Annotated in this window: 15 protein-coding genes, 1 pseudogene and 2 riboswitches; of the genes and pseudogenes, 10 read left to right on the top strand and 6 right to left on the bottom strand. The window is 44.3% G+C overall.

Annotated features, from left to right (window positions below):
• Positions 1-71: 71 nt before the first annotated feature.
• Positions 72-1,031 (bottom strand): serine protease Isp, encoded by a 960-nt coding sequence (gene isp, locus AU387_RS15185; RefSeq protein ID WP_024121126.1) that lies wholly within the window; start codon positions 1,029-1,031, stop codon positions 72-74.
• A 222-nt stretch (positions 1,032-1,253) separates the two neighbouring features.
• Here isp and rsbRB point away from each other — a divergent pair, with 222 nt between their 5' ends.
• A complete protein-coding gene (gene rsbRB, locus AU387_RS15180) occupies positions 1,254-2,087 on the top strand; it encodes an RsbT co-antagonist RsbRB (protein ID WP_059336081.1) in 834 nt (277 codons plus the stop codon).
• Between the two features lie 74 nt (positions 2,088-2,161).
• Here the strand turns inward: rsbRB and AU387_RS15175 are convergent, their stop codons facing one another.
• Genes AU387_RS15175 through AU387_RS15160 form a run of 4 tightly spaced genes read right to left on the bottom strand, consistent with a single transcriptional unit; the run spans position 2,162 to position 5,732 of the window.
• The gene (locus AU387_RS15175) at positions 2,162-2,926 is read right to left on the bottom strand and encodes an energy-coupling factor transporter transmembrane component T family protein (protein ID WP_059336080.1); all 765 of its coding nucleotides are present in this window, start codon (positions 2,924-2,926) and stop codon (positions 2,162-2,164) included.
• Positions 2,901-4,544 carry an ABC transporter ATP-binding protein gene (locus tag AU387_RS15170; RefSeq protein ID WP_059336079.1) on the bottom strand — a complete coding sequence of 548 codons (1,644 nt, stop codon included), beginning with the start codon at positions 4,542-4,544 and terminating at the stop codon, positions 2,901-2,903. Before AU387_RS15170 ends, AU387_RS15175 begins: the two co-directional genes overlap by 26 nt.
• On the bottom strand, positions 4,531-5,130 hold the full coding sequence (locus AU387_RS15165; protein WP_044156172.1) for an ECF transporter S component: 600 nt from the start codon (positions 5,128-5,130) through the stop codon (positions 4,531-4,533). The genes AU387_RS15170 and AU387_RS15165 overlap by 14 nt, the downstream gene beginning before the upstream one ends.
• The gene (locus AU387_RS15160; protein WP_059292912.1) at positions 5,127-5,732 is read right to left on the bottom strand and encodes a YkoF family thiamine/hydroxymethylpyrimidine-binding protein; all 606 of its coding nucleotides are present in this window, start codon (positions 5,730-5,732) and stop codon (positions 5,127-5,129) included. Before AU387_RS15160 ends, AU387_RS15165 begins: the two co-directional genes overlap by 4 nt.
• A gap of 96 nt (positions 5,733-5,828) precedes the next feature.
• Positions 5,829-5,940: riboswitch (TPP riboswitch) on the bottom strand.
• 101 nt (positions 5,941-6,041) lie between these two features.
• On the opposite strand from AU387_RS15160, the gene ykoG reads away from it, so the two are divergent.
• The 7 genes from ykoG to mgtE all read left to right on the top strand — a co-directional run bounded on the left by ykoG (position 6,042) and on the right by mgtE (position 11,457).
• On the top strand, positions 6,042-6,728 hold the full coding sequence (ykoG, locus tag AU387_RS15155) for a two-component system response regulator YkoG (RefSeq protein WP_024121132.1): 687 nt from the start codon (positions 6,042-6,044) through the stop codon (positions 6,726-6,728).
• Between the two features lie 3 nt (positions 6,729-6,731).
• Entirely contained in the window at positions 6,732-8,096 is a 1,365-nt protein-coding gene (locus AU387_RS15150) for a sensor histidine kinase (RefSeq protein ID WP_059336078.1), read from the top strand.
• Positions 8,093-8,773: a PepSY domain-containing protein gene (locus AU387_RS15145; RefSeq protein ID WP_059336077.1), complete on the top strand. Its 681-nt coding sequence runs from the start codon at positions 8,093-8,095 to the stop codon at positions 8,771-8,773. Before AU387_RS15150 ends, AU387_RS15145 begins: the two co-directional genes overlap by 4 nt.
• Before the next feature lie 91 nt (positions 8,774-8,864).
• Entirely contained in the window at positions 8,865-9,377 is a 513-nt protein-coding gene (locus AU387_RS15140; RefSeq protein ID WP_059336076.1) for a PepSY domain-containing protein, read from the top strand.
• 76 nt (positions 9,378-9,453) lie between these two features.
• Positions 9,454-9,591: a transcriptional regulator SplA domain-containing protein gene (locus tag AU387_RS20745; RefSeq protein ID WP_003218541.1), complete on the top strand. Its 138-nt coding sequence runs from the start codon at positions 9,454-9,456 to the stop codon at positions 9,589-9,591.
• Positions 9,592-9,699: 108 nt separating this feature from the next.
• Positions 9,700-9,866, top strand: a riboswitch (M-box (ykoK) riboswitch).
• A 95-nt stretch (positions 9,867-9,961) separates the two neighbouring features.
• Positions 9,962-10,084: a hypothetical protein gene (locus AU387_RS22245; protein ID WP_010330178.1), complete on the top strand. Its 123-nt coding sequence runs from the start codon at positions 9,962-9,964 to the stop codon at positions 10,082-10,084.
• 17 nt (positions 10,085-10,101) lie between these two features.
• Entirely contained in the window at positions 10,102-11,457 is a 1,356-nt protein-coding gene (gene mgtE / locus AU387_RS15135; protein WP_024121136.1) for a magnesium transporter, read from the top strand.
• Positions 11,458-11,500: 43 nt separating this feature from the next.
• Here the strand turns inward: mgtE and AU387_RS15130 are convergent.
• A pseudogene (locus tag AU387_RS15130) lies at positions 11,501-11,832 on the bottom strand (MerR family transcriptional regulator).
• Between the two features lie 193 nt (positions 11,833-12,025).
• On the opposite strand from AU387_RS15130, the gene AU387_RS20735 reads away from it, so the two are divergent.
• Together AU387_RS20735 and AU387_RS15125 are read left to right on the top strand one after the other, a co-directional pair.
• The gene (locus tag AU387_RS20735) at positions 12,026-12,181 is read left to right on the top strand and encodes a hypothetical protein (protein ID WP_010333974.1); all 156 of its coding nucleotides are present in this window, start codon (positions 12,026-12,028) and stop codon (positions 12,179-12,181) included.
• 87 nt (positions 12,182-12,268) lie between these two features.
• Complete coding sequence (locus AU387_RS15125) at positions 12,269-12,451, top strand: hypothetical protein (protein WP_044156163.1); 183 nt, start codon at positions 12,269-12,271, stop codon at positions 12,449-12,451.
• Positions 12,452-12,539: the final 88 nt, after the last annotated feature.

Genomic DNA, 12,539 nt, shown 5'->3' with positions numbered 1-12,539 from the left:
AATTCATTGTCAACAAAGATTTTGAAATTTTTTTTACAAATTACGGTATATATTATATGAGAAAAATAATATTATAGGGTCAGTAAATGTGATTGCTCTGCTTTCTCTGACAGCTCATCAGGAGCGGTTAAATACAGGAATCCATTCCCCGCCAATGTTTTTGCGATATCGAGCGGAAGTGTCCTGCGGATCAGCTGCGCATAAAGCTCAGATTCAGAAAGCTCTCTTTGAAAAGATTCTTCTTCAAAGCTTTTAATTAAAGCAAGCGCTCCGCTGACATGAGGGGCAGCCATTGAAGTGCCGGTAAGCTTCCCGTATTTCTTGTTGGGAAGAGTGGATAAAATGTTTTCACCAGGTGCAACAAGATCAATCTCTTTATTTGCGTTTGAAAATTCTGACGATTCACGCGCTACTGAAACAGATCCAACCGCAATTACATCATTATACGCAGCAGGATAGGAAAGCTCCTCTGTGCGTTCGTCGCCGTCACCTTCATTTCCCGCGGCACAAACGACTAGCACTCCGTTTTTGACGGCGTTTTTGACCGCTTCCTCCAGTTCAGGCACATCGCTCGGTCCGCCAAGGGACATTGAGATGATATCAGCCTTTTGCTCAACAGCATAGTTAATGCCGTTAATAATCCATTCGTACTTTCCGCTGCCGTTTTCACCGCCAAGCACCTTTACAATTAAAAGGCTTGCCTCAGGCGCAACCCCGGCGATGCCGCCGTTTGAATCGTTAGCCGCAATCGTTCCGGCAACGTGTGTGCCGTGTCCGTTGTAGTCGGAAATGGCATCTTCCTTGCCGCCGTCATCATCTGTGAAATTCTTTCCGCCGATGATTTGGTTTTTTAAATCGGGATGGCTCGTATCGCAGCCGGTGTCCAATACAGCAATTTTTACGTCTTTGCCTTTAACCCCTTTTGCCCACACTTCTGGCGCCTTAATCACTTTAATACCCTCAGGAAGCTCGTTCACATCCATGATCTGCTCATTCGTCACATACGGGATCAAGCGGATTTCACCATTCATAAAAAAGCCCTCCTTTTTTATGCTTGCAAGTGGATACAAGGGTGTTATCTCACATTATATGAAAAAAGCAGCCGCTCGGACAGAGTCGTTTGAAGCATTTTGAAAAAATAGGATACAATCCAATGGATTAGTAATTTTCAAAATAATGGATGTCTCTAGCGTGTATGGCTGGGATTCAGCTGTCAGTCAAGTTATAATAGAAGGTGGGAAAGGAGCAGTGTGATGAAACTGAATGAAAAAATATTTGCGTTTTTTTCTGAGCATGTAGAACAAATGGCCGAGGAATGGATTGACACAATGGAGGAAAGTGATCCGAATTCGATTTATGCCTTACATAATGCAACTGTAACCGAGGAGCTGAAAGAGCAGGACAGAGAGTTCTACCGGCATCTGAATTACATGTATGTTTTACCGGAAAAACAATTTCTCGATGAATTTCAACAATGGGTTATTGAGCTGACGAATGATCAAAAACATCTCGATACCCCGGTGCAATACGTCATCCGTGAGTTTATGAGAAACCGAAGATTATATACGAAATATTATGAGAAGTTCGCAGAAGAAAACGAGTCGGCATTTGGACCGGGAGAGAAACAAAAATGGGCCGATTTGATTGTGAAAGTTTTTGATTTTACCATTTATACATTCGTCGATCACGCTGAATCGAATGCAAAACAGCAATTAAATGCCCAGAGAGAAATGATACTGGAATTAAGCTCGCCTGTCATTACTCTGAGCAAAGCGACAGCTCTGCTGCCGCTTGTCGGTGATATTGATACTGAACGGGCAAAGTTTATTCTTGAGAACACGCTTAATGCATGTGCGAAAAGACGCGTTGAGCATCTGTTGATCGATCTTTCAGGTGTCGTCGTTGTTGATACAATGGTGGCGCATCAAATCTTTAAATTGATTGAGGCGCTTACTTTAATCGGTGTCAGATCCACATTGTCTGGAATCAGACCAGAAATTGCGCAAACCGCTGTACAGCTTGGAATTGATTTTACGAACATTAATATTAAAACCAATCTTGCCCAAGCATTGAACTATCATCAATAATAAAAAAGCCGCTATTCAACGGGACTGGCCCCTGTCTCAAAAACAGGGGTCAGACCCAAACATAGCGGCTTTTTTTACGAGGTAAAATATAAAGACACAAGAAAAGATCCTGCGAATAGCAAGAGAACGAGGAAAAAGAACAGCCAGTCGCGCGGGCTGACGGTAAGCGACCGGTAATACGTCCGGTTTCGGCTGCCTGTAAATCCTTTTGATTCCATCGCAAGAGCTGTTCGTTCCGCTTTTCTGATCGCGCTTGCTAATAGCGGGATGGTATAGCGCTTTAACGCGCTTATGTTTTCTTTTAAGCCATTTTCCGCCGCTCCGCCTCGGATTTTATGTGCCTGCTGGATCAGCTGGACCTCCTCTTTTAACAGAGGGAGAAAACGAAATCCGGCAATGACACCGTATGCGAGCTTCGGGGACAGCTTGCACTGCTGTACGAGACTCAGCATAAATAAAATCGGATCGGTTGTAAAAACAAACATCATCGATAAGGCGGAAAAGCACAAAATCCGAAACCCGAGTGAGATGCCGACAGCCACATTTTCACTGTTGATCGAAAAAGGGCCGGCTTGGAACAGAAAATTATCTGCGGTCGTCGGAATCTTGCCGAAAACAGCGGCTGTCCATACGCAGCCGAATGCTAAAATCAAAAACGGAATCGTGAACAAAAGCCATTTTTTCAGCGGTATTCTGGCCGCCAACAGGACACCCGCAACAATCATGATATAAAAACACGCCGGGGTGTAAGGATTGTAAATAAACGACAGCATGACGACACAGCAAAAAACCGCCGCTGCTTTTACTGCCGGGTTAATGAGATGTAACGGCTGCTTCATCACGCACCTCCTGCTGGTATGTCATCCATTCATATCGAAGGGGGAGGGTGAGCTTTGCTTTTTGGACGAGCTCGGCTTCCCTAGAAAATAATTGTTCCGGTGTTCCGTCAAAGGCCAAATGTGTGCCGTGAAGCACAAGCACGCTGTCAGCATATGAAGATACAAGCTCCATATCGTGTGTGATCATGAGGACAGCGGTGCCTTCTGTCTGGATATGCTGAATCATCTCCATGCATTCAGCGGCTGTTTTGGCGTCTTGGCCAAAGGTCGGTTCGTCTAAAAGCAAAACCTTTACATCGTGCATCAGCATGGTGGCGACACTCAGCCGCCGTTTTTGCCCTTGGCTGATCGCAAACGGATGGTGGTCCGCCAAATGTGCAATGCCGAAACGCCGCAGCAGATTCTGCGCTTTTTTCTCGGTTTCGGCATTTGCCGCATGGCCGAACAGCAGCTCATCATATACTGTGTCAGTCACAAACTGGTGCTCTGGATTTTGGAAAACCAATCCCATTTGTTTGCGAAGCTCTTTTTCTTTGTAAGACTCCAGCGGCTTATCATGCAGAAGAATCTTGCCGCTTTTCGGTTTGAGCAAACGGGCGAGAACAGACAACAGCGTAGATTTTCCTGTGCCGTTTGGTCCGACAAGTGCCGTCAAAGAGCCTGCACGCAATGAAAAACTGATGTCTTTGAAAATGGTCTGCTGTCCTCTTGAAAACGATAAGTTCTGGACCTGCACTGCGTGTTCAGCAGAAAGAACCGCCGCTTCTTCAGCAGGCCCAGCAGGGAAGGGTTCCTTGAACAGCGTTTCTTTTGACAATGTAAATGGTATGCTCACATTTTCTTGTAAGCCGCAAATTTTTGGCACAGCGATTCCCATTGTTCTTAACATGTTTGAGTGATGCTGAAACATAGCCTTAGTCGGCCCGTCTAAGGCTTTCTTGCCTGCTCCATCCAGTACGATTGTTCTTTCAACCCAAGGCGCCCACTCATCAAGCTGGTGTTCGATCACGAGAAGGCCGAAGCCTTTTTCCTGCTGAAGCTCTTTGATCATTTGAACGAATTCCCGTGCTGAATAAGGGTCTAAAAGGGAAGTCGGTTCATCCAGAATAATGAGCTCAGGCTCCATTGCCAAAATACAGGCGAGCGCGACTTTTTGCTTCAGTCCCCCTGACAGAGTAGAAATCGTTTTTTCCTTTACATGAGTGATGTGTAATTTTTCCAGAACGTCATCAATTTTCTTCACCATTTCTTCTTGGGGGACTTGCAGATTTTCCAATCCAAAGGCGATTTCATCCTCTACTGTCAGCATACAAAACTGCTGCTCAGGGTCCTGAAAGACGACTCCGACATGCTGAGCGATTGTTTCAGAGGTTTCAGCGTCAGTGATCGGTTTTTGAAATAAGAATACATGCCCAGACAGCATCCCGTCGCAAGCTTCAGGGTAAAGCCCGTTTAAACAGAGGGCAAGCGAGCTTTTTCCGCATCCGCTCGGCCCTAACAATAAAGCGCATTCTCCTTTTTGGAGCTCAAACGTTATATCCTGAAAAATCGGTTTCTCGTTTTCTTCAAATGAAAAGCTAAGCCGATCAACCGAAAGCAACTTGTTATAGGCTTGCATGATTTGATACCCGTTTCCGTTTCTTTTTCAGTTCCTTTCCGAGTGCCATTCCGTTTAAGACACCCGTATATGCGAGAGAATCGCTGACAGCTTTTCCGAGAAGGCCGGCCAGGACCGCACCTGAAACGAGACGGATCAGAAGCATAATGAGCAGATAGCCCGGTGAGTACGCCGCATAACCTGAAACAAAGAAATCATAAATAAAGCTGGCCACCGAAGACCCCATACCCGCCAGAAGCAGCACAGGAAGGGAATATGCTTTCCAGCGTGTCGCAAGAAATACAGCTTCTGCTCCGAGACCTTGAACAATGCCGATCACGATAACCATCGGGCCTGAAGGATTTCCCAGCAAACATTCAACGAGAGCTGCGATGATTTCTGAAACAAGGGCCGCGCCCGGTTTACGAATGATGTACGCGGCAATCACCGACACGATAAACCAAATGCCGTAAATCGGTTCATAAGCGATGGGCCCGAACATCCCTGCAAGTACGTTTCCGAAATGGGTGAATACTAAATAAACAATGCCAAAAACAATACTGATAACAGACATGATGACAATTTCTTTTACTTTCCAGCTTTTCATTTTATCCCTGCTTTCTGTTTTCTTGATGGACTGTTTGCCGAGAAGTTCACGGTCATGGTGACATGGGCTGTTTGCTGATTTGCCATGCGGAAAGCGGCTTCCAGTGTCCGGAACACGTCGTGTGCATCTCCGTCTACCTCACTTGCGTAATGAACACCCTGTACAAAGGTGCCGTCAGCCTTAGCGATTTCAACAGCTTTCATGATGATGTCCATATAGTTCGGCTCATTCATCGGATAAAGTGCAAATTGGCATGGAGCCTCTACATTCAGGTCGTGAACAGATTCTTCATTGACTCGCTTTTCATCTGCTGTCAGATATGTATCTCCTTGTGTATCGCCGGGGCAGCCGATGGAAAACGTCCCGTTCATGACAATGTGCTTTTCGCTGTTCGCCGCATAAAGATAAATGGCTTTGGCGGCGTCGAATACATGAGCGATCGATCCGCGCAAAACTGTGCTGATATGATCGGTTTTTGTCCAAACCTTTGACGTATCCGTTTTTTTCAGCGCAGACTTGATCACACTGATAAAATCATCTGTCATCGGGTATAAAGAGAACCGAAATCCGGCGATTCTGCTTGTGCCGCATAAGTTGTCCATTTCTCTGACCTCCTGTTTTTTTGGTAAAATAAAAAACTGCATATCCTTAGGGAATATGCAGTCATAGATCGAGTAAGCGCACGAAAAAATACACCTTTCGGTCAACCTGCACTTCCCCACGCTGGTATTATCCAGATCGGGTCATAAGGGATCAAAGCGCGTTTTTTCGCGCTTTATCTCAGCCATAACAGCACCCCTAGTGCTTTCCGTATACAATTTTTTATTTTGACATCATAATAGATGATAAGAATCATTTTGTAAACAATGAAATCATTTTTTTCATATAGGAACATGAGAGGATGATCGGAATTGGAAAAAGGGCACATATTAATTGTGGAAGATGAAGAAAAAATCGCGAGGGTCCTTCAGCTTGAATTGGAATATGAAGGATACAGCGTCACCATCAAACATAATGGCTCTGAAGGACTTAACGCGGCCACGGAAGGTTCGTATTCCCTATTGCTGCTCGATGTCATGCTGCCAGGGTTGAGCGGGCTTGAAGTGCTGCGCCGGCTGAGGAAAACGGATCAAGAGACACCGGTTATTTTATTAACAGCCCGCGACAGCGTTCCAGATAAGGTAACGGGGCTTGACATCGGTGCGAATGACTATGTCACCAAGCCGTTTGAAATTGAAGAATTGCTTGCCAGAATCAGAGCGGCGCTCCGCCAAACCGGAAGCAAAACAGAGGATATCGGCACATTTTTGACATATGACGATTTGCAGGTGAACGAGAAAACACGTGAAGTCAGACGGGGAGACAAAGAGGTTGAATTAACGCCCCGGGAATTTGATTTGCTCGTCTATATGCTGAAGCATCCGCAGCAAGTGCTGACGAGAGAGCAAATTCTCAGTTCTGTATGGGGGTTTGATTATATCGGTGATACAAATGTCGTCGACGTGTACATAAGATATATCAGAAAAAAATTGGACTATCCTTACGAAAAACAGCTGATTCATACCGTACGCGGGGTCGGCTATACCATTAAGGGGTAAATGATGAAGCTGAAGACAAAGATTCATCTTTATACATCCATTTGGCTGTTGATTTTATTAGTGTTGGTTCATACTGCGGTCTATCTCATTTTTTCATCGGCACTCACCTCAAGGGATGCGGCCCGTCTTGCCGATGAAACGGACAATATCGCCGAAGCTCTTCACACCGCCGAAACACAAGGAGTGGCTTTGCAGGATATGCTGCAGGCCTATCTTCCGGCAAATGGAATGGTGCGGGTAGTGAGTGCGGATCGGAAAGCCGTGATGACCATCACAAAGGAAAAAGCATATAAAGACTTCCCTCTTTCTTTTCACAGCGGGGAAACGACAGACGTGACAAAGCATGAAGGCAAACTGTTTGCAGCAGCAGCTGTCCCGGTCATTTGGACAGACGGACAAGTCGTATCTCTTCAGCTCGTGGAAAGGCTGGAGCATACAGAAGAGAGTCTTTTTCTGCTAAGAATCATCTTAATTGCGGCCAGCGCTGCGGTCTGTATCGCTTCCTTCTTTGCCGGCAGCTTACTCGCCCGCCATATCATCAATCCAATCAGACAATTGGTGACAACGATGAAAGACATACAGAGAGAAAAAGCATTCAAAACAATTTCTCTGGAAGGACAGTCGCATGACGAACTGTATCAAATGGGGCTGACCTTTAATGAGATGGCGAGCATGCTGAAAGAGCACTACGACAAACAGCAGCAATTCGTCCAAGACGCTTCACACGAGCTGAAAACCCCGCTTACCATTATTGAAAGCTACAGCAATCTGATGAAACGCTGGGGGGCAAAAAAGCCTGAAGTGCTTGAGGAATCCATTGAAGCTATTCATTCAGAAGCGGTCCATATGAAAAAACTGACCAATCAGCTGCTTACGCTGGCCAAGACCCATAAAGAACTGGAGCTTGATCTGAAAACGGTTGACCTGATCGAAGTGTCGCGCTCCGTCATACAAACACTCCAGCCGGTTTATAAACGCGACATCTTTCTCGAGACGGACAAGGAGAATTTGCTTGTAACGGCAGATGAAGAACGCATAAAGCAGCTGCTGACGATTTTGCTTGATAATGCCATAAAGTATAGTGACAAGGCCATTGTGATTTCCGCCGGAACCAATAACAGACGTCCGTTTTTGTCTGTAAGGGATGAAGGAATCGGCATACCTGAAGAGCATATCCCGCGCCTGTTTGAACGTTTTTACCGGGCGGATGAGGCGCGTAACCGCAAAACAGGCGGAACGGGTTTAGGTCTATCCATTGCCAAACATATTGCCGACGAGCATGGTATTGACCTGTCTGTAAAAAGCAAACCGGGACAGGGAACAAATGTCACGATGCAATTTAGAGAACAGAATGGGGGAGCGCTATGACAAAACGAATGAAAACAGGAGCTGCTGCGGCGGCAGCTGTTTTAGCCATTGTCATCTGCGCGGTTCTTATCATTCAGCAAACCCATGAGGACGTGCTGTCAAAGGAGGCAGTCATAAAAAAAGTAGAAATCTCCTATGAAGGCGACATTACAAAAGTGACGCAATCCAATGATAAAAAAACGTATGATATGACTCTGGAAAATCCAAAAGGAATTTATTTTCTAAAAGCTGATGCTAAATCGGGCGACATATTGTCAATGAACAGAGTGAAAAAGACGAACACATCTGGCATGACAGAAAAAGAAGCTGAGCAGCTCGCTCTGGTGCGGGTGCCGGGCACCGTTAAAAAACACACGCGAAAACACGGAGTTGCGTCGTATACCATTCAAAAAAATAATGGGGAAACATACGAAGTGAAGGTAGATATGAAGACAAAAGCGGTGGTGTCCGCTGATAAAATCAGCAGCAAGGACAAACAAAAGACAACAATTTCCGAAAAAGAGGCAAAAGCCATTGCAGAGCGTGAGGCTGGAGGAAAAGCGGATGACGCCGATTTGGAAGAAAGCGAGGGCACTCTCCTGTTTGAAGTAGATGTTGATCTCCCGAATGACAAGGAAGCTACGGTGAAAATAAACGCCTATACCGGCAAAGTTTCTAATATTATCTATGAAGACTAGTGGTTTTCTCATCAAATTCTCATCTTTCTCTCGTGTTCCTTTCATGTTGAGTGTGTAAACTGAACTCATAACGAACAAGGAGGAATCACACATGCTGAAGAAAAGATGGATGATTGGCTTATTAGCAGGGTGTTTAGCGGCCGGAGGGTTCAGCTACAACGCGTTTGCGAAAGAAAATAATGAACAAACACAGTCTGTTTCTGAAATTGGCGGACTTACTGAACAAGAAGCGGAGTCTATTGCCAAAACAGTTGTTGACGGAGCAGTGGATGACATCGACAGAGACATCTATAATGGCAAAGAAGCTTATGAAGTTGAAATCGAAAAAGACGGTGAAGACTATGATGTTTATGTGGATATCAAGACCAAACAAGCGCTCAATGACCCGTTAAAAGAGAAAAAAGAGCAAGTTGTTTTGACAAAAGAAGAAGCAGAACAGATTGCTCTAAAGCAAACAGCTGGAACCGTCACAGAAAGCAAGCTGGATGAAGACGACGGTGCTTATATCTACGAAATTGAGGTCCAAACGAAACAAGGGACTGAAGCAGAATTTGACATCTCTGCAAAGGACGGACGTATTATGAAACAGGAATTAGACGACTAACCCCGCATCCGCGGGGTTTTTTTCATGATAACGAGCCGCTTTTTGGACAATCTAATAAGAAAAGGAGGCGAAGCGCTTGGAAAAGAAAGAAGAACAATACATCAATCAGGCTGAGTATGTTCCACATCCGACGAAGGAAGGGGAATACGCCTTATTTCTTCATGAAACCTATCATTTGCTTTCTGAAGATGATGAGACGCAAACCACAGAATAAGGGCTAAGGCCCTTATTTTATTTCATCTGATGAGATGTAAACGCATAAATAACTTTTTTAAGTTGACACAGCTTGTTTTTTTCTGTAATCTCAGTGTGTCAATTCAATTACGAACTTCGTTAGGTGAGGCTCCTGTATGGAGATACGCTGCTGCCCAAAAATGTCCAAAGACGCCAATGGGTCAACAGAAATCATCGACATAAGGTGATTTTTAATGCAGCTGGATGATTGCTCCTATGCCATACAGTGCTAAAGCTCTACGATTGAAGGCGCCCGCACGCTTTTTTTGCCGTGCTTCTTTCACCTTCAATCCAGAAGGCTTTTTTTATGCCTTGAAAACGAAATGTTGAACAAAAAGGAGGTGCGGAGTATGGATTCTCCCCATTCGAGTCAATCTGAAGAAGTACCCATATACTATGACAGCAAGACAATTGATTACACGATGAGGAGACGATCTGCCGCACCTTCTGGCGAGGCCGGCACGTCTCCGTAGAGGAGGTACGAGTCCCGATGGTTCAAAACATGACCTATGACGAACTCATTTTACGCATCATTATCTTATTGCGAGACGGAAAAATCAGGGATTTCAGAAGTGTTATTGATGAGCTTCAGCCCTATGATATGGCGTTTATTTTTAAAGAAATGCCGGAAAAACACCGCGCCCGCTATTTATCTTATTTAACTGTTGACGATATTACTGATATGATCGGCGAACTGGAACGGGAATTTCAGCTAGCCGTCTTAAATAAAGTCGGAAAAACAAAAGCAACACTCGCCATGAACAAAATGGACAACGATGACCTCGCTCAATTGCTTGAGGAAATGGATGAAGAACTGAAGGAACAGCTCTTATCCAGCATGGAAGCCTCAGAGTCAAAAGCCGTTCAGCTCCTTATGAATTACCCGGCTGATTCAGCGGGGCGCATGATGACCAACCGTTATGTGTGGATTCCTCAGCATTACACGGTAAAAGACGCGGTCGTCAAACTAAAAAGTTTCGCGGAAATCGCAGAGTCTATCAACTACTTATATGTCATAAATGACAGTAAGCAGCTTGTCGGCGTTCTGTCATATCGCGATTTGATTCTCGGGGAACCGGAAGAAAAGGTACAAGACTTGATGTTTACCCGTGTCATTGCAGCAGACGCGCTTCAAGATCAGGAGGAAGTGGCGCGGCTGATTGAACGTTACGATTTCTTAGCGATTCCGATTGTGGAAGAAAACAATGTGCTTGTCGGGATCGTGACGGTCGATGATATCATTGACGTCGTTATTCGGGAAGCCGATGAGGACTACGAAAAATTCGCCGCATCAGGTAAAGCCATTACCTTCGATACAAAAGCATATGTTGCAGCATACCGCCGCCTTCCATGGCTGATCCTGCTTTTGTTCATCGGGCTGATTTCAGGCAGCATCATGAGCTATTTTGAAGATACGCTGAAGCAGGTCGTGGCGCTGGCATTCTTTATGCCGATGGTGTCAGGGATGACAGGGAATACAGGAACACAGTCTCTCGCGGTTGTCATCAGAGGTTTATCTAAAGAAGAAATGAATAAAACAACGATTGTGAAACTGATTTTTCGGGAGCTCAGAACGAGTATTTATATCGGTGCCGTCTGTTCTGTCTTAATTACGGTGATCGCCATTATATGGCAGGGGAATGTGCTTTTAGGATTTGTTGTCGGCTCTTCACTGCTGCTGACCTTAATTATCGGCACGATGTCCGGAACAATCATCCCCATTATTCTGCATAGACTGAATGTAGACCCGGCCATTGCGTCAGGCCCGCTCATTACGACGTTAAATGATATTTTGTCATTATTAATTTACTTTGGTATTGCCACTGCATTCATTCACTCATTATAAACGATAAAAGTCCGTCTCAGATTGCGAGGCGGACTTTTATCGTTTAACGGTTTTTGTACCTAAAGTGAGCATTAAGCTGCCCCTCCAGCATTTTTTTCTGACTTGCGGATCGTTTTTTACCATTTGTTCCTTTTTGCGCATATCTTTTAAAATTTCAGCTGTCTGCACGCCGTCTTCGCGTTTGTTGGCGATATCCATCAGCCGCTCGACGTCGGCAAAAGAATATTTCCTCGTTCCCCTTGAAGAACGCTGCGGATAAATCAGCTTACGCTCCTCATAATACCTGATCTGTCTTACGGACAATCCTGTCAATTCACTGACAATCCCGATTGAAATCACTTTTTTGTCTTTATAAGAATGATCTTCTGTGGTCATTTTTCCACCCCTGGATGTCTTTTGATAATAGTATATAAAAAACATAGAGAAAAAACCTGACGCTTGTTATATTTTCTAACATGAAATAGCAGATTTTTGAAAAAATACGGCAGAAAAATTAACAAGAATGATGCGTAACCTATAAGCGCGTTTTATCCTTTATGTAACGATTAAATGAGGAGGAAGGATAATCATGGAGGAAGAAAAAGCGGTCTCACTGGCAAAGGAAATAATCGAGTTGGATATGAAACGGGATGAAATGCTTGAAACGTTTATGCAGCTTGCCGGAGAACATGCTTTTCAGCTTTTAAGATCAGTTCAAAACGGACTTTACCGAAAATCTTCGTAAACATAAATTCTTTACATTAGATTCACACCACATTCATTTAAAAAGAGTATCTTATTTAGAGGATACCTTAAAATGAAGGAGGACGCTATGAGTAATTTATTGAAAACAGCATTAGAAAAAGAACGAAGCCATTATTCAGAAAAACTCTTTCAAATCGGAGTTTATAATAAAGAAGTAATGAACAAAATGACACTTTCTGAACTGCGGAAGGAATACGCATATTTCTTTCGCAGCATCCCATATCACCAAAAAAATCCTTATGCAAAATAATGGGTATAAGGATTTTTTTTGTTTCCTGAAAAGGAATTTCTCGAATTATAGCGAATAAAAATAATAAGGGCATTAAACTCTTATTATA

Source organism: Bacillus halotolerans (assembly GCF_001517105.1).
Classification (GTDB): Bacteria; Bacillota; Bacilli; order Bacillales; family Bacillaceae; genus Bacillus; species Bacillus halotolerans.
This window is presented reverse-complemented; position numbering and strand designations above follow the sequence as displayed.